This window comes from Klebsiella sp. 54, from assembly GCF_018223875.1.
Lineage (GTDB): Bacteria > Pseudomonadota > Gammaproteobacteria > Enterobacterales > Enterobacteriaceae > Klebsiella > Klebsiella quasipneumoniae.
In genome coordinates this window covers 735,874-760,214 of sequence record NZ_JAGRRA010000002.1, presented here as the reverse complement: position 1 = coordinate 760,214, position 24,341 = coordinate 735,874, and the positions used below count along the sequence as shown (strand labels likewise).

21 protein-coding genes are annotated in these 24,341 nt (G+C 57.4%); 13 read left to right on the top strand and 8 right to left on the bottom strand.

What is annotated here, in order from left to right; translation table 11 throughout:
- Positions 1–113 precede the first annotated feature (113 nt).
- Together clpA and clpS are read right to left on the bottom strand one after the other, a co-directional pair.
- Complete coding sequence (clpA, locus tag KHQ24_RS05305) at positions 114–2,393, bottom strand: ATP-dependent Clp protease ATP-binding subunit ClpA (protein WP_004201360.1); 2,280 nt, start codon at positions 2,391–2,393, stop codon at positions 114–116.
- Between the two features lie 30 nt (positions 2,394–2,423).
- Positions 2,424–2,741, bottom strand: coding sequence for an ATP-dependent Clp protease adapter ClpS (gene clpS / locus KHQ24_RS05300; RefSeq protein WP_002896520.1), 318 nt, complete (start codon positions 2,739–2,741; stop codon positions 2,424–2,426).
- A gap of 325 nt (positions 2,742–3,066) precedes the next feature.
- Here clpS and cspD point away from each other — a divergent pair, with 325 nt between their 5' ends.
- Positions 3,067–3,288, top strand: coding sequence for a cold shock-like protein CspD (gene cspD, locus KHQ24_RS05295; protein ID WP_002896516.1), 222 nt, complete (start codon positions 3,067–3,069; stop codon positions 3,286–3,288).
- Between the two features lie 76 nt (positions 3,289–3,364).
- Here the strand turns inward: cspD and macB are convergent, their stop codons facing one another.
- From macB to KHQ24_RS05280, 3 genes are all read right to left on the bottom strand, one after another.
- Positions 3,365–5,305: a macrolide ABC transporter ATP-binding protein/permease MacB gene (gene macB / locus KHQ24_RS05290; protein ID WP_004201358.1), complete on the bottom strand. Its 1,941-nt coding sequence runs from the start codon at positions 5,303–5,305 to the stop codon at positions 3,365–3,367.
- Positions 5,302–6,417 (bottom strand): macrolide transporter subunit MacA, encoded by a 1,116-nt coding sequence (gene macA, locus KHQ24_RS05285; RefSeq protein WP_004201357.1) that lies wholly within the window; start codon positions 6,415–6,417, stop codon positions 5,302–5,304. Before macA ends, macB begins: the two co-directional genes overlap by 4 nt.
- 146 nt (positions 6,418–6,563) lie before the next feature.
- The gene (locus tag KHQ24_RS05280) at positions 6,564–8,222 is read right to left on the bottom strand and encodes an ATP-dependent endonuclease (protein WP_048323524.1); all 1,659 of its coding nucleotides are present in this window, start codon (positions 8,220–8,222) and stop codon (positions 6,564–6,566) included.
- 419 nt (positions 8,223–8,641) lie between these two features.
- Between KHQ24_RS05280 and aqpZ the strand changes: the two genes are divergently transcribed.
- From aqpZ to hcr, 4 genes are all read left to right on the top strand, one after another.
- Entirely contained in the window at positions 8,642–9,337 is a 696-nt protein-coding gene (gene aqpZ, locus KHQ24_RS05275; protein WP_004201355.1) for an aquaporin Z, read from the top strand.
- Between the two features lie 115 nt (positions 9,338–9,452).
- Positions 9,453–10,352 carry a lysine exporter LysO family protein gene (locus tag KHQ24_RS05270; RefSeq protein ID WP_004201354.1) on the top strand — a complete coding sequence of 300 codons (900 nt, stop codon included), beginning with the start codon at positions 9,453–9,455 and terminating at the stop codon, positions 10,350–10,352.
- 143 nt (positions 10,353–10,495) lie between these two features.
- A complete protein-coding gene (hcp, locus tag KHQ24_RS05265; RefSeq protein ID WP_094311339.1) occupies positions 10,496–12,148 on the top strand; it encodes a hydroxylamine reductase in 1,653 nt (550 codons plus the stop codon).
- A gap of 10 nt (positions 12,149–12,158) precedes the next feature.
- Positions 12,159–13,127, top strand: a complete 969-nt coding sequence (hcr, locus tag KHQ24_RS05260; protein ID WP_049093427.1) for an NADH oxidoreductase — start codon at positions 12,159–12,161, stop codon at positions 13,125–13,127.
- Between the two features lie 206 nt (positions 13,128–13,333).
- On the opposite strand, the gene KHQ24_RS05255 is transcribed toward hcr, so the two are convergent.
- Positions 13,334–13,768, bottom strand: a complete 435-nt coding sequence (locus tag KHQ24_RS05255) for a DoxX family protein (protein ID WP_004201350.1) — start codon at positions 13,766–13,768, stop codon at positions 13,334–13,336.
- 151 nt (positions 13,769–13,919) lie between these two features.
- On the opposite strand from KHQ24_RS05255, the gene poxB reads away from it, so the two are divergent.
- The 4 genes from poxB to KHQ24_RS05235 all read left to right on the top strand — a co-directional run bounded on the left by poxB (position 13,920) and on the right by KHQ24_RS05235 (position 19,232).
- A complete protein-coding gene (poxB, locus tag KHQ24_RS05250; RefSeq protein ID WP_023320052.1) occupies positions 13,920–15,638 on the top strand; it encodes a ubiquinone-dependent pyruvate dehydrogenase in 1,719 nt (572 codons plus the stop codon).
- Between the two features lie 38 nt (positions 15,639–15,676).
- Positions 15,677–16,678, top strand: coding sequence for a low-specificity L-threonine aldolase (gene ltaE / locus KHQ24_RS05245; RefSeq protein WP_004201348.1), 1,002 nt, complete (start codon positions 15,677–15,679; stop codon positions 16,676–16,678).
- Between the two features lie 10 nt (positions 16,679–16,688).
- On the top strand, positions 16,689–18,131 hold the full coding sequence (locus tag KHQ24_RS05240; RefSeq protein WP_048294439.1) for an SDR family oxidoreductase: 1,443 nt from the start codon (positions 16,689–16,691) through the stop codon (positions 18,129–18,131).
- A gap of 87 nt (positions 18,132–18,218) precedes the next feature.
- Positions 18,219–19,232 carry an NAD-dependent epimerase/dehydratase family protein gene (locus KHQ24_RS05235; protein WP_032455772.1) on the top strand — a complete coding sequence of 338 codons (1,014 nt, stop codon included), beginning with the start codon at positions 18,219–18,221 and terminating at the stop codon, positions 19,230–19,232.
- On the opposite strand, the gene KHQ24_RS05230 is transcribed toward KHQ24_RS05235, so the two are convergent.
- Together KHQ24_RS05230 and KHQ24_RS05225 are read right to left on the bottom strand one after the other, a co-directional pair.
- Positions 19,229–20,059, bottom strand: a complete 831-nt coding sequence (locus tag KHQ24_RS05230; RefSeq protein ID WP_053810609.1) for an N-acetylmuramoyl-L-alanine amidase — start codon at positions 20,057–20,059, stop codon at positions 19,229–19,231. The two genes, KHQ24_RS05235 and KHQ24_RS05230, sit on opposite strands and share 4 nt — an antisense overlap.
- 31 nt (positions 20,060–20,090) lie before the next feature.
- A complete protein-coding gene (locus KHQ24_RS05225) occupies positions 20,091–21,230 on the bottom strand; it encodes a GGDEF domain-containing protein (protein WP_004201344.1) in 1,140 nt (379 codons plus the stop codon).
- Between the two features lie 360 nt (positions 21,231–21,590).
- Between KHQ24_RS05225 and yahO the strand changes: the two genes are divergently transcribed.
- The 4 genes from yahO to artI all read left to right on the top strand — a co-directional run bounded on the left by yahO (position 21,591) and on the right by artI (position 24,336).
- Positions 21,591–21,863 carry a DUF1471 family periplasmic protein YahO gene (gene yahO / locus KHQ24_RS05220; protein ID WP_004201342.1) on the top strand — a complete coding sequence of 91 codons (273 nt, stop codon included), beginning with the start codon at positions 21,591–21,593 and terminating at the stop codon, positions 21,861–21,863.
- Positions 21,864–22,113: 250 nt separating this feature from the next.
- The gene (locus KHQ24_RS05215; protein WP_004201341.1) at positions 22,114–22,629 is read left to right on the top strand and encodes a lipoprotein; all 516 of its coding nucleotides are present in this window, start codon (positions 22,114–22,116) and stop codon (positions 22,627–22,629) included.
- 226 nt (positions 22,630–22,855) lie between these two features.
- Positions 22,856–23,584, top strand: coding sequence for an arginine ABC transporter ATP-binding protein ArtP (gene artP, locus KHQ24_RS05210; protein WP_004201340.1), 729 nt, complete (start codon positions 22,856–22,858; stop codon positions 23,582–23,584).
- 20 nt (positions 23,585–23,604) lie between these two features.
- A complete protein-coding gene (gene artI / locus KHQ24_RS05205) occupies positions 23,605–24,336 on the top strand; it encodes an arginine ABC transporter substrate-binding protein ArtI (protein WP_002896390.1) in 732 nt (243 codons plus the stop codon).
- The last annotated feature ends 5 nt before the right edge of the window (positions 24,337–24,341 follow it).

The window sequence follows — 24,341 nt, the reverse complement described above, 5'->3', positions numbered from 1 at the left end:
CCCTTAAGGCGTCAGATGCTGAAGGCCGGGATAATTCCCGGTCTTTTCATTTCTACCGCCAGCAGGCAAAAAAAACCGGCCCCTGGCCGGTTTTTTACATTGAAGATATCGCCTTAATGGGCGGCTTCCGGTTTGTGCTTCGGCGCGCTCTGGAAGTCGTAGGTCAGCGTATTTTTCGCGCTGTCCAGAGAGACCGTCACCTGCCCGCCGTCGACCAGCGAGCCAAACAGCAGCTCGTTCGCCAGCGGTTTTTTCAGGTTGTCCTGAATGACGCGTCCCATTGGACGTGCCCCCATTGCCCGGTCGTAGCCTTTTTCCGCCAGCCAGTCGCGCGCTTCCTGGCTGACTTCCAGGGAGACACCTTTCTGATCCAGCTGAACCTGCAGCTCGACGATAAACTTGTCGACAACCTGATGGATCACCGTGGTGGAGAGGTGATCGAACCAGATGATGTTGTCGAGACGGTTACGGAACTCCGGCGTAAAGATCTTCTTGATCTCATCCATTGCGTCCGGACTGTTGTCCTGCTGGATAAGGCCAATCGATTTACGCTCGGTTTCCCGCACCCCGGCGTTGGTAGTCATCACCAGCACCACGTTGCGGAAGTCCGCTTTACGTCCGTTGTTATCGGTCAGCGTGCCGTTGTCCATCACCTGCAGCAGCAGGTTGAACACGTCCGGATGCGCTTTTTCGATCTCATCGAGCAGCAGCACCGCGTGCGGATGTTTTATCACCGCATCGGTCAGCAGCCCGCCCTGGTCGAAGCCGACGTAGCCCGGAGGCGCCCCGATTAAACGACTGACGGTATGACGTTCCATATATTCGGACATATCAAAACGCAGCAGCTCAATACCCAGCGCCTTCGCCAGCTGCACGGTCACTTCGGTTTTCCCCACCCCGGTCGGCCCGGCGAACAGGAATGAACCCACCGGCTTGTGCTCATGGCCCAGCCCGGCGCGCGCCATCTTGATGGCTTCCGTCAGCGCCTCGATGGCCTTATCCTGACCAAAGACCAGCATTTTCAGTCGATCGCCAAGGTTTTTCAGCGTATCGCGATCGCTGCGGGAGACGCTCTTCTCAGGGATCCGCGCAATGCGCGCCACCACGGACTCGATATCCGCCACATTGACCGTTTTCTTACGCTTGCTGACCGGCATTAAGCGCGCCCGCGCCCCCGCCTCGTCAATTACGTCAATCGCCTTATCCGGCAGATGGCGATCGTTAATGTATTTCACCGCCAGCTCAACCGCCGCACGCACCGCCTTGGCGGTATAACGCACATCGTGGTGCGCTTCGTACTTCGGCTTCAGGCCGTTGATAATCTGGACGGTCTCTTCCACCGACGGTTCGGTAATATCGATTTTCTGGAAACGGCGGGCCAGCGCACGATCTTTTTCAAAGATGTTGCTGAACTCCTGGTAAGTGGTGGAGCCAATCACCCGGATCTTGCCGCTGGAAAGCAGCGGTTTGATCAGGTTAGCCGCATCGACCTGGCCGCCAGACGCCGCTCCCGCACCGATGATGGTGTGGATCTCATCAATGAACAGGATGCTGTTGGTATCCTGCTCCAGCTGTTTCAGCAACGCTTTAAAGCGTTTTTCAAAATCGCCACGGTATTTCGTCCCGGCCAGCAGAGAACCAATATCAAGCGAGTAGATGGTGCAGTCAGCCATGACTTCCGGCACATCGCCCTGCACAATACGCCAGGCAAGGCCTTCGGCGATGGCGGTTTTACCGACGCCGGATTCCCCCACCAGCAGCGGGTTATTTTTACGCCGACGGCACAGCACCTGAATGGCGCGCTCCAGCTCTTTTTCACGGCCGATCAGGGGATCGATGCCGCCAACGCGAGCAAGCTGATTGAGGTTGGTGGTGAAGTTTTCCATACGTTCCTCCCCGCCGGCTTGCTCTTCATTGCCAGGCTGGCTTCCGCTGTTATCGGAAGACTGGCTCGGCTCATCTTTGCGTGTACCATGAGAAATGAAGTTCACCACATCGAGTCGGCTCACTTCATGTTTACGCAGCAGGTAGGCGGCCTGCGACTCCTGCTCGCTGAAAATGGCCACCAGCACGTTGGCGCCGGTCACTTCGCTGCGGCCAGAAGATTGCACGTGGAAAACGGCGCGCTGCAGCACACGCTGGAAGCTCAGCGTCGGCTGGGTGTCGCGCTCTTCTTCCGTGGCTGGCAGGACGGGTGTGGTTTGTTCGATGAAGGCTTCAAGTTCCTGACGCAATGCCACCAGGTCCACTGAACACGCTTCCAGGGCCTCACGGGCCGAGGGGTTGCTTAGCAGAGCCAGCAGCAAGTGCTCGACGGTCATAAACTCATGACGGTGCTCGCGCGCTCTGGCGAAAGCCATATTTAAACTGAGTTCCAGTTCTTGATTGAGCATAGGCACCTCCCCCAATTTTCATGCCTGAATTCAGGCTTTTTCCAGCGTACACAGCAATGGATGCTCGTTCTCCCTCGCGTACTGATTCACCATAGCGACTTTGGTCTCCGCCACTTCCGCGGTAAACACGCCACAAATCGCCTTACCTTCATAGTGAACCGTGAGCATCAGTTGCGTTGCACGTTCAACATCATAAGAAAAGAATTTTTGTAACACGTCAATAACAAACTCCATTGGAGTGTAGTCATCATTGACCAATATCACTTTATACATAGATGGCGGTTTAATCGCATCACGAACTTCGTCGTCAACCAGGTGCTCGAAGTCCAGCCAATCTCTCTTACTCATCGTCAGTGTTCATCATCGGTTGCTGTTGCCAACAGGCGGAGGCCTGTCGATGACCAGAGGTTATGCTCATCACAAATCTACAACAGATCATAGATAACTATCATCTATCGCTTCTATCCGCGACGGCTGTCACATTCCCCGGCAATAGCGTTAACTGCTTCAAATTTTGACGCATTTTTCGCCGTTCCCCCTCCTCAATCGCTTGACGCGTTTTCGTATTTCTCTAAATTGTAGTGGCGAGAGTTGGCGAGCAATTGAACAACTCGTCACTCCACCACCGGTTCATTCCATCTTACTAATAAAGATTTACGAAGGATGTCGAAGTATGGAAATGGGTACTGTTAAGTGGTTCAACAATGCCAAAGGGTTCGGTTTTATCTGCCCTGAGGGCGGCGGCGAAGACATTTTCGCCCATTACTCCACCATCCAGATGGATGGTTACAGAACGCTAAAAGCCGGACAAGCCGTTCGGTTTGATGTTCACCAGGGGCCAAAAGGCAACCACGCCAGCGTGATCGTCCCTGTGGAAGCGGAAACGGCTGCATAACTCTTTTGCTTCATTGTGTACATCCTGCTAATAAAATGCCAGTCCTTCTGACTGGCATTTTTATTTCTCATCCCGACTACTCCCGCGCCAGGGCATCCACCGGATCGAGCCGCGCCGCATTGCGCGCCGGCAGCCAGCCAAACAGCACCCCGGTTAACGTCGAACAGAGAAACGCCGTCACCAGCGCCAGCGGCGAAAAACCGATCTCCCAGCCCGGGAGAAACAGTTGCAGAATAAACGCGATCATCAGCGACAACGTTACCCCCAGCGCGCCGCCGACCAGGCAAACCAGCACCGCCTCGATGAGAAACTGCTGCAGCACATCGCTGGCCCGCGCGCCAACCGCCATGCGGATGCCGATCTCCCGCGTCCGTTCGGTCACCGACACCAGCATAATATTCATTACGCCAATCCCGCCGACCACCAGGGCAATCACCGCCACCAATGTCAGGAACAGCTGTAAGGTATGTGTGGTCCTTTCGGCGGTTTTCAAGACGCTGTCCATATTCCAGGTGAATACATCTTTTTTACCATGCCGCAGCTCCAGCAGACGCAGCAGCTGTTTCTCTGCGGTTTCACTGTCGTAGCCTTCATGAACGCGCACAGTGATGGAGTTCAGCCACGACTGGCCCATTACTCTTCCCGCCATGGTGGTGTAGGGCAACCAGACGCGGAGAATTTTGCTGCTGCCGAACATCGACTGCTTTTCATCCGCAACGCCAATCACCGTGGCCGGCATATTGCCCACCAGAATCACCTCGCCCACCACTTTCGCTTTATTGGGAAACAGCTGCCGACGGGTATTGCTGTCGAGCACTACCACCTGTGCCCGACTGTTGAGCTGCAGTTCATTGAAGGTATTGCCTTCGCTAAAGGTCATGCCGTAGACATTAAAATACTGTGGACCGACCCCCTCCGCACTGGCGGCAACGTCAATATTGTTGGCGCGCAGGCGCAGGCTTTTTGAAACCGCCGGCGTGGCGGAGCGCACCCACGGCTGCTTCTGGATCGCCAGCAAATCGTCATACTTCAGCGCCTGCTGATAGCGCGGGTCGTCGTCGCCAAAATCCTTACCAGGATACACATCAATGGTATTGGTGCCGATGGCGCGAATATCTGCCAGCACCATCTGCTTGGCGGCATCCCCCACCACCACGATCGACACCACCGAGGCAATACCGATAATAATGCCGAGCATGGTCAGCAGGGTACGCATTTTATTCGCCGCCATCGCTCTCCAGGCCATCACCAGCGCTTCGCGAAAGCCGCTGGTAAACTGACGCCACGCCGAAGGCTCCGCCTGCGGACGGGCGCGCAGTCCGCCGCCCTGGCGGCTGGCGGGCGGGTTGCGGACGATCTCGCCATCGCGGATCTCGACGATCCGCTCCGCCTGAGCGGCGACCTGCGGATCGTGGGTCACAATGATGACCGTGTGCCCCTGCGCTTTTAGCTGGTGCAGGATCGCCATTACCTCTTCGCCGGAATGGCTGTCCAGCGCGCCGGTGGGCTCATCGGCGAGGATCACTTCCCCACCGTTCATCAGGGCGCGGGCGATACTGACCCGCTGCTGTTGGCCGCCGGACAGCTGCGACGGCTGATAGTCGGCGCGATCGCCAAGCCCCAGGCGCGCCAGCAGCTCATGCGCGCGCGCCAGGCGTGCCCGCCGTTCACTACCGGCATACACCGCCGGTACTTCGACGTTCTGCGCGGCGGTCAGATGCGACAGCAGGTGATAGCGTTGAAAGATAAAACCAAAGTGCTCCCGCCGCAGACGGGCCAGCGCATCGCCATCCAGCTGCGCAATATCGGTTCCCGCCACCCGATAGGTGCCGCTGGTGGGTTTATCGAGGCAGCCAAGGATGTTCATCAGCGTTGATTTACCCGAGCCGGAGGCCCCGACGATCGCCACCATCTCCCCGGCATGGATACTGAGGGTGATCCCCTTGAGGACCTCAACGCTGCCGTCGCCGGAAGGATAGCTGCGACGAATATCACGCAGCTCGAGCAGGGCCGTCATTTTGCCGCCCCGCTCGCGCTCTCGCCGACGATCACCTCATCCCCCTCTTCAAGTCCCTGCACCACCGCGACGTCGGTATCATTGCGCGCGCCAATGACAATCTCACGCTCTTTGACCTCGCCGGTACGCAACAGCCGGACGTGGTAGCGGTTATCACCGACCGCATCACCCAGGGCGCTCAGCGGGATGGTGATCACGTTCTTCACCTCGGCCAGTTGGATATGCACCTGCGCGGTCATGTCGAGGCGCAGAATTCCCTGCGGGTTCGGGACCTCGAAGCGGGCATAATAGAAGATGGCGTCGTTGACTTTTTCCGGCGTCGGCAGAATGTCCTTCAGCTTGCCTTCATAGCGAGTTAGCGGGTCGCCCAGCACGGTAAACCACGCCTTTTGTCCCGGTCTGAGGTGGATGACATCCGCTTCGGAGACCTGCGCTTTCACCAGCATGGTGCTGAGGTCCGCCAGGGTCAGAATGTTCGGCGCCTGCTGGGCAGCGATCACCGTCTGTCCCTGCAGGGTAGTAATTTGCGTCACTTCACCAGCCATCGGCGCCAGGATCCGCGTGTAGTCGAGGTTGGTCTTCGCCGTGTCGAGCGTTGCCTGGTTGCGCTTAATTTGCGCTTCAATGGTGCCGATTTGCGCCTGTTTCACCGCCAGGTCGGTGGCCGCGGTATCGAGGTCTTGTCGCGAGACCAGCTGGCGCTGCGCCAGCTGCTGCTGACGGGCCAGGGTCACCTGCGCCAGCTTACTCTCCGCGCGCGCCTGATTGAGCTGGGCGCGCAGCTCCATCAACGTCGCCTCCACCTCTTTGATCTGGTTTTGCGCCTGCTCAGGATCGATAACCCCCAGCAGTTGGTCCTTTTTGACCTTATCGCCGATATTCACGTGCAGCGTCTTCAGCTGTCCGCTGACCTGGGCGCCGACGTCAACTTTTCGCAGGGCATCCAGCTTGCCGGTGGCCAGCACGCTCTGCTGGAGATCGCCTTTGCGCACCACCAGCGTCTGGTAGTGCGGTAGCGGCGCATTGAGGATCCGCCATCCCCAGACAGCCAGACCCAGCACAACGATCGCCAACAGCCACCAGACGGTCCTGCGTTTTCCCTTCACTTTCATATTCCGATTCCTGCTGTTTCCCTGCCGCTCCAGGCGGTGATTCTATCGAAACCCGTCGGCAACAGGACACCCATTTTTCGCGCCAATGATGTTTTGTTTAGCTGCCGGAGAGCTTTGCGCCGCCGAAATTCCCGACGGCGAAGAGATTAATCAGCGCGACCGCGGGCCAGCCACAGTACCCGCGAGAACATTTTTTTCAGCAGCGTCGGCACAGCGTCCACCCCACGGCGGCCGGCTTCCATTGCCACCTCAATCGCCAGGTCCGGCTTGGATGAGCGATGGATGGCCTTGGTGATCACCCGCCGCATATTCATGGGCACATTATCCGGGATCTGCGCCACCCGGTGGTAAACGTCATCAAATCCCTGACGATACATAAAGTGTTCCATATCCAGCGCCGGCAGAGCGGTCAGATGGTCGCGCTCCAGCTCGCGATCGTTATTCAGCAGACCGCGTACGGTCGCGGCATATTTTTTTCCTGCCTCATCGCCATCCACCAGCACGTGCCACTGGATCCCCATCCGGCGGGCGAATTTGATCAATGGCTTCAGGCCCGACTGGGCGAATTCAATCACTTTCACCCCTTCAGCATCAAAATGATGGCCGCACTGGCGGGCCAGCTCGTTGATAACCCAGGTTTCCGTCTCCCCCTCCACCAGCAGCCAACAGCGGGCGAAGAGCGATGAGGCGCGATTGAAGCGGATGTGAAAGGCAATGCGTCGACTCTCTTCGGCATTCATTCCGCCCGGCCCCAGCCGCCATGCCGACACCCGCGCCGATTCACGCACCAGCCGACAAACCTGCTCCACCGGCGTCAGGGACAGCAGCTCTCCGGAGTTGGTGGTGGTCACACGCTGCAACGGCAGCAAATTCAGCAGATGCCAGGCGACGGAGAGCATGATCGGGTGCAGGCGGGTCTCGGGATCCTCAATCAACAGCAGCGGCCGCGCGTCGCGATCGAGGCGCACCGTCCCTTTCGCCTGCAGCAGGGTAGCAAATAGCCCCAGCAGGATCACCCGATGGCTGCGCCCGCCGGGCTTGTCGATCATCCGGTTGATAATATCCAGGTAACGCCAGCTACGCTGCTCATCATGGGAACGTCGACGCATCAGGCGATGTCGCGTCTGGGCGCTGCTTTGCTCGGCAAAGTAATGCTCCAGCAGCTGCACCATGGCCGACAACCCCTGACGGATCTGACCGTCGGATAAATTTTGCGGGTGGCTGACCAGTTCGCGGGACAGAAAATCCAGCTGGCGGGCGGTGATCTCAATCTGCGGCGAGTGCGGTACCGTTCCGTTATGAATGCGCCGCATAAAGCGCGCGTCGCGCAGGCGCAGCACCGGCATCAAACGCACCAGGTGTCTGGCCAGCTCATCGATATCCTCCAGCACCAGCGCTTCGCCTTCGCCATCGATAAAACTGCGCAGGGTCATCACGCTGTCGTCATCGGCGAGTTCGCCTTCCAGGCGGTAGAAGACCCGGTGATAGCCGTCATCACAGGGCACCCAACAGCGCTGAAGCGGACGGAAACGCCGCACCCGATGGCGCCCCGGCTCGGTTTCACGAAAGGTCAGAATAATATGCAAATGGTGCTCGCGTCCCTGGATGTCGCCCGCGGGGAACCAGAAGTCATCGCGAACAAAGTGATAAAGATCGAACTCTGGCGACAAAAGCAGGGTCAGCGCATCAAGCAGACTGGACTTCCCCCACGCGTTCTCCCCGATCAGGACGTTATTTTGCTCCAGCATCAACGACAGACGATTGATACCGCGAAAACCGACGATTTCTACGCGCTCAAGAAGCATATCCCCTCCGCTACACCACCACTCTCCTTCAGTAATCAACAGTATAGCGAGGGCGGCGGCAAGATGACACTCCGCTTAATCACCTCTGCGCATCCTATTCTGGAGATTAAATATATTCATAAAATTACGCACTTATCGTCTATTAACGGCTATTGATTATTCATCAAACAAAATAGTTTTATTTCAGACGTTATGTTCTACACTATTGATAATCTTGGATGGATATAGGAAGAGTTAAACTGGCAAACGCAATCCCTTCACCTTGCCCTAAATCAAATAATATCAATATATTTAACTGGCTCTGGGATGGCGATTATCTCTAGAATAACGCCGCTTTATTTTTATCGTCGTCCCTTATCACGATAAATAAAGACCGGCACGGTCCGCTCGTGCGCGTATACATTTAAATTGAGGTGGTTATGTTCAGAAAATTAGCAGCCGAATGCTTCGGCACCTTCTGGCTTGTATTTGGCGGCTGCGGTAGCGCCGTACTTGCCGCAGCATTTCCCGAGTTGGGTATCGGTTTTGCCGGCGTGGCGCTGGCATTTGGTTTAACCGTATTAACCATGGCGTATGCGGTTGGCCATATTTCCGGCGGTCATTTCAACCCGGCGGTAACCTTAGGCCTGTGGGCCGGTGGTCGTTTCCCGGCGAAAGAGGTCATTGGCTATATTATCGCCCAGGTCGTCGGCGGAATTATTGCCGCCGCGGTGCTGTACGTGGTGGCCAGCGGTAAAGCCGGCTTTGATGCCGCCGCCAGCGGCTTTGCCTCAAACGGCTATGGCGAACACTCCCCGGGCGGCTTCTCTATGCTGTCGGCTATCGTTATTGAAATCGTACTGACCTGCGGCTTCCTGCTGGTTATCCATGGCGCGACCGACAAACACGCGCCTGCGGGCTTCGCGCCGATCGCTATCGGCCTGGCGCTGACTCTCATCCATTTAATCAGCATTCCGGTCACCAACACTTCCGTCAACCCGGCGCGCAGCACCGCGGTGGCGATTTTCCAGGGCGGTTGGGCGCTGCAGCAGCTGTGGCTGTTCTGGGTCATGCCGATCGTCGGCGGGATCCTTGGCGGCGTGCTGTACCGCACTCTGCTGGAAAAACGCGATTAATCCTTTCTAAAGCCCGGGTCTCCGGGCTTTTTCTTTCTGGCGACAGCTTTACTCGGCCCGGCTATTTGGGTAGTGTCATGAGCGCTATTCTCATCATGCAAGGGCTGCGTCGTTCATGTTCTCGGGACTGTTCATCATTCTGTTGCCGCTGGTCGTCGGCTATTTACTGCCTCTTCGTCACTCCTCTGCGCTAAAACTGATTCACCGGATGCTGAGCTGGATTGTCTATGTGATCCTCTTTTTTATGGGTATCAGCCTGGCGTTTCTCGACAATCTGGCCAGCAATCTGCTGGCGATATTGCATTACGCCGCGGTGAGCGTGGTCATCATTTTACTGTGTAATATTACCGCTCTGCTGTGGCTGGAAAGAAAAATGCCCTGGCGCAGTCTGCATCGTCAGGAGAAATTACCCTCGCGCCTGGCCATGGCCCTGGAATCACTCCAGCTGTGCGGGGTGGTGGTCCTCGGTTTTTTGCTTGGCCTGACCGGCCTGCCTTTTTTACAACACGCCACCGAAGCCAGCGAATATACGCTGATCTTTCTCCTGTTCCTCGTCGGTATTCAATTACGCAATAATGGAATGAGTCTGCGACAAATAGTCCTTAACCGCCGGGGAATGATCGTCGCCGTGGTGGTCACGATCAGTTCATTACTCGGCGGCATCCTCAACGCCTTTATTCTGGATTTGCCGCTAAAGACCGGTCTGGCGATGGCCAGCGGCTTCGGCTGGTATTCACTCTCCGGTATTTTACTGACCGAATCCTTTGGCCCGGTAATCGGCAGCGCGGCGTTCTTCAACGACCTGTGCCGCGAGCTGCTGGCCATCATGTTAATTCCGGGCCTGATTCGCCGAAGCCGCTCCACGGCGCTGGGTCTGTGCGGCGCCACTTCCATGGACTTCACCCTACCGGTGCTGCAGCGTTCCGGCGGCGTGGAGATCGTCCCTGCCGCTATCGTGCACGGTTTTCTGCTGAGCCTGCTGGTCCCGATCCTGATCGCCTTTTTTGCCGCCTGAGTACGCGCTGGCGGCAGACTTCCTGCCGCCAATTTTGCGCTAAATCAATCTCCCTTTAAGTTGTATCAGAAATACCTTTTCTCCTCACGCGCTCGGGCATAACCTTAAACATGTATATCAAATATAACTTTAAAGGTGTGACCATGTTTTGTGTGCAATGTGAACAAACCATTCGTACCCCGGCCGGCAACGGCTGCTCTTACGCGCAGGGGATGTGCGGTAAAACAGCGGAAACCTCCGATCTACAGGATCTGCTGATTGCGTCACTGCAAGGCCTCTCCGCCTGGGCGCTTAAGGCCCGCGAATATGGCATTATCGATCATGAGGTCGACAGCTTCGCCCCCCGCGCCTTCTTCTCTACGCTAACTAACGTCAATTTCGATTCTCCGCGCATCGTCGGCTATGCCCGTCAGGCGATTGCCCTGCGTGAGGCGCTGAAAGCGCAGTGCCTGGACCTTGATGCCAGCGCCAAAGTTGACAGCCCGGTGGCCGACCTGCAGCTGGTCGGCGACGATCTGGGTGGCCTGCAGCGTCAGGCGGCAGACTATGCCCCGAATAAAGATAAAGCCGCTATCGGCGAGAATATCCTCGGCCTGCGCCTGCTGTGCCTGTATGGTCTGAAAGGCGCTGCGGCTTATATGGAACACGCCCACGTGCTCGGCCAGTACGACAACGCCATTTACGCCCAGTACCACAAGATCATGGCGTGGCTGGGCACCTGGCCTGCGGATATGAATGCGCTGCTCGAATGTTCGATGGAAATCGGCCAGATGAACTTCAAAGTGATGAGCATCCTTGACGCCGGCGAAACCACGAAATATGGCCACCCAACGCCGACTCAGGTCAACGTAAAAGCCACCGCAGGTAAATGTATCCTGATCTCTGGCCACGACCTGAAAGATCTCTACAACCTGCTGGAGCAGACGGAAGGCACCGGCGTCAACGTCTATACCCACGGCGAAATGCTGCCGGCGCACGGCTATCCGGAGCTGCGTAAATTCAAACATCTGATCGGCAACTACGGCAGCGGCTGGCAGAACCAGCAGGTGGAATTCGCCCGCTTCCCAGGCCCCATCGTGATGACCTCTAACTGCATCATCGATCCCACCGTCGGCGCTTACGACGATCGCATCTGGACTCGCAGCATCGTCGGCTGGCCGGGCGTGAACCACCTGGAAGGCGAAGACTTCTCCCCGGTCATTGCCCAGGCGCAGCAGATGGCGGGCTTCCCGTACAGCGAAATCCCGCATCTGATCACCGTCGGCTTTGGCCGTCAGACCCTGCTCGGCGCGGCGGATACGCTGATCGATCTGGTCAGCCGTGAAAAACTGCGCCATATCTTCCTCGTCGGCGGCTGCGACGGCGCGCGCGGGGAACGTAACTATTTCACCGATTTTGCCACCAGCGTGCCGGACGACTGTCTGATCCTGACGCTGGCCTGCGGTAAATACCGCTTTAACAAGCTGGATTTCGGCGATATCGAAGGCCTGCCGCGTCTGGTCGACGCTGGTCAGTGTAATGATGCCTATTCGGCGATTATTCTGGCGGTCACGCTGGCGGAAAAACTGGGCTGCGGCGTCAACGATCTGCCGCTGTCGCTGGTGCTCTCCTGGTTCGAACAGAAAGCGATTGTCATCCTGCTGACGCTGCTGTCTCTCGGCGTGAAAAATATCGTCACCGGCCCGACGGCGCCAGGCTTCTTCACTCCGGATCTGCTGGCTGTCCTCAATGAGAAGTTTGGTCTGCGTTCCGTGACCACCGTGGAACAAGATATGCAGCAGCTGCTGAGCGCGTAAGGAGTCCCTGATGACCATGCCAACTTCGCAATGCCCGTGGCGGATGCAGGTTCACCACATTCACCAGGAAACCCCGGACGTGTGGACCCTTTCGCTGCTGTGCCACGATTACTATCCGTATCGCGCCGGGCAGTACGCCCTGGTCAGCGTGCGTGATTCCGCGGAAACGCTGCGCGCCTACACCCTCTCCTCCACGCCGGGGGTCAGCGAGTATATTACGCTGACCGTTCGCCGCATTAACGAGGGCGCGGGTTCACAATGGTTAACCCACGAGGTCAAACGCGGCGATTATCTTTGGCTGTCCGATGCGATGGGCGAGTTTATCTGCGACGATAAAGCAGAAGATAAATTCCTGCTGCTGGCCGCCGGCTGCGGGGTGACGCCGATAATGTCGATGCGCCGCTGGCTGGCGAAGTACCGCCCGCTGGCAGACGTGCAAGTGATCTATAGCGTTCGTTCGCCGGAGGATGTGATCTTTGCCGAGGAGTGGCGCAACTATCCGGTTACCCTGGTGGCGGAGCACAACGCAACGCACGGTTTTGTCGCCGGCCGTCTGACCCTGGAGCTACTGCAGAGCGTGCCGGATATCGCCAGCCGCACCGTGATGACCTGCGGGCCAGCGCCGTATATGGAGAAGGTTGAGCAGGAGGTGGCCGCCCTGGGTGTCACCCGCTTCTTTAAGGAGAAGTTCTTCACACCGGTGGCAGAGGCCGCCACCAGCGGGCTGAAATTCACCAAACTGCAGCCGGCGAGAGAGTTTTACGCGCCGGTGGGCACCACCCTGCTCGAGGCGCTGGAGAGCAATCAGGTGCCGGTGACCGTCGCCTGCCGCGCCGGCGTCTGCGGCTGCTGCAAAACCAGAGTCGTTTCCGGGGAGTATAGCGTCACCAGCACCATGACGCTGACCGAAGATGAAATCGCCGACGGCTATGTGCTGGCCTGCTCCTGTCGCCCGCAGAGCGATCTGGTTCTCGCCTGAGGTCAAAATCCCCGGTGGCGCTACCGCTTACCGGGGCTACAGCGCTGTGCGATTTGGTAGCCCGGAGAAGGCGCAATGCGCCGCCTCCGGGAAAACCCCTGGCGACAATAAACTCTCAGGCGACATGAGATAAACGCTTTCCCGGACTGAAAAGCGGCAAACCGACAACAGTATCGACTTTACGCCCCAGGACGAATGAGGCATTTTTACCGCCAGACCGACTGACCGGCCAGCGAGTAACGCCCGGCGCCCAAAAGCGCAATCGCCAGCGCGCCAACAAAGAAATAGACCAGATTCTCGATCGCCCACGCCCCCACCGCATCAAGCGCAAATGTCTTGCCGAGACCGACCATCAGCCACGCCACCACCATGGTGAAAGCCAACACCAGCGCCGCAGGGCGCGTCAGGATGCCGACAATCAACAAACAGGGGGCGACCACCTCCCCCACCAGCACACCGTAGGCGATAAACCCCGGCAACCCCTTCGCCGCCAGCATCCCGCTAATGCCGTCCACGCCATCCAGCAGCTTGTGCAAACCGTGAAACAGCATTAACCCGCCGACGGCGAGTCGTAACAAGAGTTTACCGGCGTCTTCATGCGACAGCGTTCTGTTTACTGCATTTAACAATCCCTTAACCATTTGATGTGCTTCCTGTTTTACACCCTGTGAGATCCCAGAGTATGCCCATTGCTTCAGCAATAAAACCAGCAAAAAATTGAGGGCAATCGGCAACGTAAGCTGCAGTTTCATCTAAGCTTGAAGGCGTTATCAAAAAAAGGAGATGGAGATCATGAAACAAACCGTGGCCGCATACATTGCCAAAATGCTGGAACAGGCCGGCGTGAAACGTATCTGGGGCGTCACCGGCGATTCCCTCAATGGATTGAGCGATAGCCTGAACCGCATGGGCACCATCGACTGGATGGCCACCCGGCACGAAGAGGTTGCCGCTTTCGCCGCCGGCGCGGAGGCGCAACTGACCGGCGAACTGGCGGTCTGCGCTGGTTCCTGCGGACCGGGTAACCTGCATCTGATCAACGGTCTGTTTGACTGTCACCGCAACCATGTCCCGGTGCTGGCGATTGCCGCCCACATTCCATCCAGCGAAATCGGCAGCGGCTATTTCCAGGAGACCCATCCCCAGGAGCTGTTCCGCGAATGCAGCCACTACTGCGAGCTGGTCTCCACCCCGGAGCAGATCCCGCAGGTGCTGGCGGTGGCGATGCGCAAGGCGGTGATCAACCGCGGCGTTTCGGTGGTGGTGCTGCCCGGCGACGTGGCGCTGAAGGCGGCCCCGGAGAGCGCCAGCAGCCAGTGGTATCATGCGCCGTTGCCGACGGTCACCCCGGCGGAAGAAGAGCTGCGCAAGCTGGCCCAGCTGATCCGCTACTCCAGCAATATCGCGCTCATGTGCGGCAGCGGTTGCGCCGGCGCCCACCAGGAGCTGGTGGAGTTCGCGGCGAAAATTAAAGCTCCCATCGTCCATGCGTTGCGCGGTAAAGAGCATGTGGAGTATGACAACCCGTATGATGTGGGCATGACCGGGCTGATTGGCTTCTCTTCTGGCTTCCACACCATGATGAATGCCGACACCCTGATCCTGCTCGGCACCCAGTTCCCCTATCGCGCCTTCTATCCGACCGACGCCAAAATTATTCAGATCGACATTAACCCCGGCAGCATCGGCGCGCACAGTAAGGTCGATATGGCGCTGGTGGGCGACATTAAATCAACGCTGAAGGCGCTGCTGCCGCTGCTGGAAGAGAAAACCGATCGCCGCTTCCTCGATAAGGCGCTGGAGCACTATCGCGACGCGCGAAAAGGACTCGACGATCTGGCGAAGCCCAGCGAGAAGGCGATCCACCCGCAATATCTGGCGCAGCAGATCAGCCATTTTGCCGATGAAGACGCCATTTTCACCTGCGATGTCGGCACCCCGACCGTCTGGGCGGCACGCTATCTCAAGATGAACGGCAAACGCCGCCTGCTGGGTTCATTCAATCACGGCTCCATGGCCAACGCCATGCCGCAGGCCATTGGCGCCAAGGCCACCGCGCCGGAGCGTCAGGTGGTGGCCATGTGCGGCGACGGCGGGTTTAGCATGCTGATGGGGGATTTTCTGTCGCTGGCGCAGATGAAGCTGCCGGTGAAAATTATCATCTTTAACAACAGCGTGCTGGGTTTCGTGGCGATGGAGATGAAGGCCGGGGGCTATCTCACCGACGGCACGGAGCTGCACGACACCAACTTCGCCCGCATCGCCGAAGCCTGCGGGATTAAAGGTATTCGCGTTGAGAAAGCCTCCGAGGTGGATGAAGCGCTGCAGACCGCCTTCCGCACCGACGGTCCAGTGCTGGTCGACGTCGTGGTCGCCAAAGAGGAGCTGGCGATCCCGCCGCAGATCAAGCTGGAGCAAGCTAAAGGCTTTAGCCTGTATATGCTGCGGGCGATCATCAGCGGGCGCGGCGATGAAGTCATCGAACTGGCGAAAACCAACTGGCTCAGGTAAAACAGAAGCAATACTCTGAACCAGAACAAGGAATAGCCGTGATCGATCTGCGCAGTGATACCGTTACCCGCCCCGGGCGCGCCATGCTGGAAGCCATGATGGCCGCCCCGGTCGGGGACGATGTGTATGGCGACGACCCTACCGTCAATGAACTTCAGCGCTACGCCGCCGACCTGGCCGGCAAAGAGGCGGCGCTGTTTCTGCCCACCGGCACCCAGGCCAACCTCGTCGGCCTGCTCAGCCATTGCCAGCGCGGCGAAGAGTATATCGTCGGCCAGGGGGCGCATAACTATCTGTACGAAGCCGGCGGGGCGGCGGTTCTCGGCAGTATTCAGCCGCAGCCGATTGACGCCGCGGCGGACGGTTCGCTGCCGCTGGATAAAGTCGCAGCAAAAATCAAACCTGACGATATCCATTTTGCCCCGACCCGCCTGCTGAGTCTGGAAAACACCCATAACGGTAAGGTGCTGCCTCGCGACTATCTGCAGGAAGCCTGGGCGTTTACCCGCCAGCGCAATCTGGCGCTGCACGTCGACGGCGCGCGCATCTTTAACGCCGTGGTGGCCTACGGCTGCGAGTTACGCGATATCGCCCAATACTGCGACTCCTTCACCATCTGTCTGTCAAAGGGGCTTGGCGCCCCGGTAGGCTCGCTGCTGGTCGGTAGTGAGGCGTACATTCGTCGCGCCGTTCGCTGGCGGAAAATGGTCGGCGGCGGGATGCGCCAGGCGGGCATTCTGGCCGCCGCCGGGCTGTACGCGCTGAAAAATAATGTCCAGCGCCTGCAGGAGGATCATGATAACGCCGCGTGGATGGCGGATCAGCTGCGCGCCATCGGCGCCGACGTTACTCGTCACGATACCAACATGCTGTTCGTTCGCGTCGGTGATGAGCAGGCCCGGGCGCTCGGCGAGTTTATGCAGGCGCGCGGCGTGCTGATCAACGCTTCGCCAGTCGTCCGTCTGGTCACTCACCTGGATGTCGACCGTCAGCAGTTGAGCGAGGTGGTCGCCCACTGGCAGGCTTTTTTACAACGCTAAGGAGTCAGGCGTGTCGCAATCTGTTCTGGTGCTCGGCGCCAGCGGCTATATCGGTCAGCATTTAGTCCGCGAGTTAAGCGCGCGGGGATATCCGGTGCTGGCGGCGGCGCGCCATACCGACCGACTGCAAAAACTCGCGTTGCCCGGCGTCACCTGCCGGTCCGTCGATCTCAATCAGCCGCAGGCTCTGCCTGCGCTGCTCACCGGTATCGATACGCTTTACTATCTGGTACATGGCATGGGCGAAGGCGGCGATTTTATCGCCCATGAGCGTCGGGTGGCGACGCATGTTCGCGATGCCCTGCGCCAGATGCCGGTACGTCAGATTATCTTTCTCAGCTCGCTGCAGGCACCAGCGCAGGAGCAGTCCGACCATCTGCGCGCTCGTCAGGTCACCGGCGATCTCCTGCGCGAGTCGGGTGTGCCGGTAACCGAGCTGCGGGCCGGAATTATCGTCGGTGCCGGCTCCGCCGCCTTCGAGGTGATGCGCGACATGGTCTATAACCTGCCGGTGCTGACTCCTCCGCGCTGGGTGCGTTCGCGTACCACCCCTGTCGCGCTGGAAAACCTGCTCGTTGACCTCGTTGAGCTGCTGAATCATCCTTCCGACGCGCACCGCGTCTTCGAAGCCGCCGGTCCGGAGGTGTTAAGCTACCAGCAGCAGTTCATTCGCTTTATGGCCGTCAGCGGCAAACACCGCCCGCTTATTCCGATTCCCCTGCCGACGCGCTGGATCTCGGTGTGGTTCCTCAATGTCATCACCTCGGTGCCGCCGACCATCGCCAAAGCGCTGATTCAGGGGTTGAAGCACGATCTGATCGCCGATGACCGGACGCTGCGGGCGCTGATCCCGCAAACGCTGATCCCCTTCGATCAGGCGGTTCGCCGCACCCTGAAAGAAGAAGAGCAGCTGGTAAACTCCAGCGACTGGGGCTACGACGCCCAGGCTTTCGCCCGCTGGCGACCGGAGTATGGCTACTATCCGAAACAGGCAGGCTGCACCGTCGCCACTCCGGCGAGCCGCAAAGCCCTGTGGCAGGTTGTTAACCAAATCGGCGGTAAAGAGGGATATTTTTTCGGCAATCTGCTGTGGAAAACCCGCGGCGCGATGGATCTGCTGGTCGGCCACCGGCTGGCCAAAGGGCGACCGCAGCGCGACTATCTGCAGACCGGCGATACGGTCGACAGCTGGAAGGTGATTATTGTGGAGGAAGAAAAACAGCTCACTCTGCTGTTCGGCATGAAAGCGCCGGGGCTGGGCCGGTTAAGCTTTACCATTAACGATAAAGGCGATCGTCGTGAACTGGACGTCCGCGCCTGGTGGCACCCGCACGGTATGCCGGGCCTGGTCTACTGGCTGCTGATGATCCCGGCGCACCTGTTTATTTTCCGCGGTATGGCGCAACGCATCGCCCGGTTGGCCGAACAAATCTCAGGCAGAGTCGAAGGATAAGCATTATTCTTTCATGATTCTCATTGCATAGTCGGGAGAATCACGGAAAAATGCGCACGAAATTCTTTTCTGGGACAGTAGAGTGATATGAAGGTACTGGTTACCGGTGCGACCAGCGGATTAGGCCGCAACGCAGTGGAATATCTGCGCAACAAGGGCATCAGCGTGCGAGCGACCGGGCGCAACGAAGCGATGGGTAAGCTTCTGAGCAAAATGGGGGCGGAATTCATCCCGGCGGATTTAACCGAGCTGGTCTCTTCGCAGGCTAAAGTGATGCTCGCCGGTATCGATACCCTGTGGCACTGCTCAAGCTTTACCTCGCCCTGGGGCACGCAGCAGGCTTTCGATCTCGCTAACGTCCGCGCCACCCGTCGCCTCGGCGAGTGGTCTGTAGCATGGGGCGTACGCAATTTCGTTCATATCTCTTCGCCCTCGCTCTATTTTGATTATCACCACCATCGCGATATTCAGGAAGATTTCCGCCCGCACCGCTTCGCCAACGAGTTTGCCCGCAGCAAGGCAGCCAGCGAAGAGGTGATCAACCTGCTGGCGCAGGCCAACCCGCACACCCGTTTTACCATTTTGCGCCCGCAGAGTTTGTTCGGGCCGCACGATAAAGTCTTTATTCCCCGGCTGGCGCAAATGATGCAACACTATGGCAGCGTCCTGTTGCCACGGGGCGGCAGCGCGCTGGTCGATATGACCTATTATGAAAACGCCGTCCACGCGATGTGGCTGGCGAGCCAGCCGGCGTGCGATCATCTTCCCTCCGCCCGCGCGTGGAATATCAGCAACGGCGAACCGCGCACCCTGCGCAGTATCGTGCAGAAACTGATCGACGAGCTGAGCATCAAATGCCGGATCCGCTCAGTCCCCTACCCGATGCTGGATATTATCGCCCGCAGCATGGAGCGTTTTGGCGATAAAACGGCCAAAGAGCCGGCCTTTACCCACTACGGCGTCTCGAAACTGAATTTTGATTTTACGCTCGATATCACTCGCGCGCAGGATGAGCTGGGTTATCAGCCGGTGGTGACGCTGGACGACGGGATTGTGCGTACCGCCGCCTGGCTGCGCGACCACGGTAAACTTCACCGCTAACCCTGACCATACTTTTCTAACAGCGCCTCGGCTATCGCTTCGGTTTGCGCATCTGCTACGCCATCCCAGCGCTGGGGGCGGAAGTGCATCTGGAAGGCGGTAATCACTCGTTTTTTCTGCGCGGGAGTCATCTCCGGCGTGACCTGATAGCCGTAGCGCGCCAGCAAATCCAGTACTACCTCAGGGTCCACTGGCTCACTGGCCGGGCGCCCGTTCAGATAGAAAGCCACCCGCTGCTCGTCCGGCCAGGCGCCAATCCCCTGCTGCGCCAGCTGTTGCCAGGGGAACAACGGTCCCGGATCGTCTTTGCGCTGCGGGGCGATATCGGCATGGGCTACCACGTTCTGCGGCGCGATGTGGTAGCGGGCGATAATATCGCGCGCCAGCGGGATCAGGGCCGCGATCTGCTCCGGGTGAAAGGGGGTAAAGCTTTTACCCCCCGCAGTCTTCTGCCAGCCGCGGTTTTCCAGTTCAATACCAATGGAAGTATCGTTGATGCGCGTGCTGCCGCGCCAGTAGCTCACCCCGGCGTGCCAGGCCAGATCCTCTTCCGGCACCAGCTGCCAGATCCGCGGTTTATGATGGTGGCGCGGCGGCTGTTCAGGAATTAAATAGTGGGAGCTGACCTCTTTATCAGTCAGGGTTGCCAGGGAGACATCAAAATTATCTGCGGTATAGTGGATAACCAGCACTTTTATGCGCGGATAGGCCGCCTGCGCCGGATGGCGAGTGTCCAGCTGATATCCGTCGCGATCGATGATGCCTTTTTCCCCCGCGCAGCCGGCCAGCAGTAGCGCCAACAGGAGTACATAGGCAATCCGTTTCATCCCTTCTCCCTTGCCCGGTAGCGTCTCCGGGTTAATAAGACCATTGATTACGTCCTTTATTTTTCGCCTGGTACAGCGCACTGTCCGCCCGGGCGATCAGCGTCTCCATCGGGACCGTGCCATCGGAATCGACGATCCCGATACTGACGGTCACCACCGACGCCACCTCTGATGCCTCATGAGGAAGCGCCGCCTCGTGAATTTTCTGCTGAATGCGCTCGGCAATCGCGGTGGCATGCACCAGGGGAACCCTAGGCAACGCCACCACAAATTCCTCGCCGCCATAGCGAGCCACCAGATCATCTTCGGCCCGGACCGCCATTTTCAGCACCTGCGCGACAGAAGATAAGCACTCGTCACCAGCCTGATGACCATAGCGATCGTTATAGCGTTTAAAGTAATCGACATCGATCATCATCAGCGACAACGGCGTGTTTTGCTGCCAGATCTCCGCCAGATACGCATTCAGCGCCCGGCGGTTAGCGGTCCCGGTTAATGCATCCTGGTTGGCAATACTTTCCAGCCGCTGAATAAGCTGCATATTTTCCTGATGCGTATCCCAGGCTTCATCGTACCAGCGCTGGAGAATACGTCGTCCATACAGCAAAATCGCCGTAAAGATGGTCCACAGGATCAAAAAGCGAATTTCAGCGTGATAGTGGATCTGAATTCCCGCTAGCAAGGCCGTCCCCCATAGCGGCAGCATAAAAGCGATAATGCCCGGCCAATGGTGATACAACGCAGTGAGGCCAGTGGTCAACAATATAACCAGCAGCGGCCAGGCGAAGGGCAAAGCCCAGAAAAAGATAAAACAGTAATTACTCAGGGACCAGCACAGGCTGAGCACCAGCAGCAGCGCGGTGATGATATTCAGCGTATAACGCCCCTGCGCCAGACGCGGCGTGATGGCAATAATCACTAAAATGGCCGAAATAATAATAACCGCAATCAGCGCTATTTCGATATAAGGAATAACCGCCTGGTGAGTCAGGAGCTTCTTATCAAAATAGGTAAAAATAAAGTTGCGGGAGAAAATCATTAACGCAAACGCGATATTTACAAAAGCCAGCCAGGGCAGACTCATTGACAGCGCATGGCGCTGGACATCATCTCTGGTGGCCCACAACGCGGTTCGCTGCTGCCGGGCGCGCTCTCGCTTATTTGTTAACATCTTATCTCCCTGGTGACCTGCATGACCATAGGCGCAGCCCCTGCTTGTCTATATGATAAACTATGTTTCCGGGAATGTCTGTCCGCGCGCTGTCTCCCCTGCCCCGGCCTCTTAAGCTGATTTTCAGCTAATGTCAGTAGAAATTGGTATGCTCCGTTCACGATGTGTAAACGGCAAAAAAAAGCAAGCATTATCAATGCGAATTCTGTCATCTTTTCTTTAAAAAAGAGTTAACTAGCCGTCATAAAATTGCAGTATTTTGCTTGAAAAAAAAGCAGTGTTAGTACAATCTGAAATCGCTCATTGGTGAGTTAAAACAAGAGCATGATGATAGCAAGATAAACAATGGAGTCTAAAAATATGAAATATGCAGCTTTAGTGGCAGGTGCGGCATTGTTTTTAACGGCGAACGCCTTCTCCGCTGAGATTTTATCGAAAGAAGCTTTTGATAAGGTCCATACGCAATACACCAAGATCGGCACCATTTCTTCTACCGGCCAGACCGCACCGAGCGATGCTCGTGAAGAGCTGATTAAAAAAGCTGATGAAAAAGGCGCGGATGTTATCGTGCTCTCTTCCGGGAACACGGATAAAAAACTGCACATTTCCGCTAATATCTATAAGAAGAAATAACTAATCTTATCTCTCAAGAAACACTACCCTGTTTCCGGGGTAGTGTTTCTTGTTTATGCAAAGCCATAATTTATTTTTATCCCGCCGTGATTTTTTCTGCCTGAAAACCGCCGTCATCCCCCTGCTGATTTCCAGCCCTAAGGCTGTAGCCACATCAAGGTCTTAGCTCTTTGCGTCAAGTACAATCCGCACGCTATACGCTATGCTTTAACGGAAACTGAAAACGTAGTTCGCTTATAAGGAAATCATCATGCGCTACAAACTTCTTGCAGCACTTCTCCCTTGCGCGCTGGCGCTCAGCGCCTGTACGACCGTCACCCCGGCCTATAAAGATAATGGCACCCGCAGCGGCCCTTGTGTCGAAGGCGGCCCTGACGACGTAGCGCAAAAATTCTATGACATTCAGATCCAGAACCGTACTCAGGATCCGGCGGCGCTGCGCCCCTATCTCAGCGACGGCCTGGCGAAGTTACTCAATGACGCCCGTCAGGATCCCGCCAACAGCAAGCTGCTGCAGGCTAACCCGTTCTCCAGCAGCAGCACCCCCGCGGACAGCGCCGTCGTCGCCAGCGCCTCAACCATCCCTAATCGCGATGCGCGCAACATTCCGCTGCGCGTGGAGCTGAAACAGGGAACCCAGAACTGGAAAGACGAAGTGCTGATGATCCAGGAAGGCCAGTGCTGGGCCGTCGATGACGTTCGCTATCTCGGCAACAACAGCCACGCGCCGGCCGGAACGTTGCGACAGAGTCTGGAGAAACGCTAGTTCGGGAGTTGAAGCGACGCCGCTGAAACGATAACCCCGGTAAAATGTCGGTATTCGCCCCGAGAATGCCGACATTTACGCCCCCCTCACCCACCAGGCAATATTTTGTGCTAACTTTAAAGCTAAACGTGGTTTAGATTTAACTTTTAACGCATAAATATTGCATAACTATTCTGCCAAAGGTACTATTTGCGGCCTCAATAGCTATTCGTATCAGACTGCCCAGATGAGTATTAAACTAAACGGCATTAATTGCTTCTACGGCGCGCACCAGGCGCTGTTCGACATCACGCTGGATTGCCCGCAGGGGGAAACGCTGGTGCTGCTCGGCCCCAGCGGTGCCGGGAAGAGCTCGCTGCTGCGCGTACTCAACCTGCTGGAGATGCCGCGTTCCGGTTCGTTAACCATCGCCGGTAACCATTTCGACTTCACCAGAGCGCCGTCCGATAAAGCGATTCGCGAACTGCGGCAGAACGTCGGCATGGTTTTTCAGCAGTACAACCTGTGGCCGCACCTGACGGTACAGCAGAACCTGATCGAAGCCCCCTGTCGCGTACTGGGGTTAAGCAAGGATCAGGCGCTGGCTCGCGCCGAGAAGCTGCTGGAGCGCCTGCGTCTGAAGCCCTACAGCGATCGTTACCCGCTGCATTTATCCGGCGGCCAGCAGCAGCGTGTGGCGATCGCCCGCGCGCTCATGATGGAGCCGCAGGTTCTGCTGTTCGATGAGCCTACCGCGGCGCTCGACCCGGAAATCACCGCCCAGATCGTTAGCATCATCCGCGAGCTGGCTGAAACCGGCATCACCCAAGTTATCGTCACCCATGAAGTTGAAGTGGCGCGCAAGACGGCCAGCCGGGTGGTGTATATGGAAAATGGCCATGTCGTCGAGCAAGGGGATGCCTCCTGCTTCACGCATCCGCAAACTGACGCGTTTAAAAACTATCTTTCACATTGATGTTTTTCGGGGAAATGACGATGAAAAAAGTACTGATTGCCGCCCTGCTCGCAGGCATGAGCCTCTCCGCTTCCGCCGCGCAGACCATTCGTTTCGCCACCGAGGCCTCCTACCCTCCGTTTGAGCTGGTGGACGCCAACAACCAGATCGTCGGTTTCGATGTGGATCTGGCTAACGCGCTGTGTAAAGAGATCGATGCCACCTGTACCTTCACCAACCAGGCCTTTGACAGCCTGATCCCGGGGCTGAAATTCCGCCGTTTCGACGCGGTCATGGCCGGGATGGACATCACGCCTGAGCGTGAAAAGCAGGTACTGTTCTCCACCCCGTATTATGACAACTCGGCGCTGTTCGTCGGTCAGCAGGGCAAGTTCACCAGCATTGATCAGCTGAAGGGCAAAAAAGTGGGCGTACAGAACGGTACCACGCACCAGAAATTTATCACCGATAAACATCCGGAAATCACTACCGTCCCTTACGACAGCTACCAGAATGCGAAGCTGGATCTGCAGAACGGTCGTATTGACGCGGTCTTTGGTGATACCGCCGTGGTCACCGAATGGCTGAAGAGCAATCCGAAGCTGGCGGCCGTGGGCGATAAAGTGACCGACAAAGCCTATTTCGGCACCGGGCTGGGCATTGCCGTGCGTCAGGGCAACACCGACCTGCAGCAGAAATTTAACGCTGCGCTGGAAAAAGTGAAGAAAGACGGCACTTACCAGACCATCTATAACAAATGGTTCCAGAAGTAAGACTG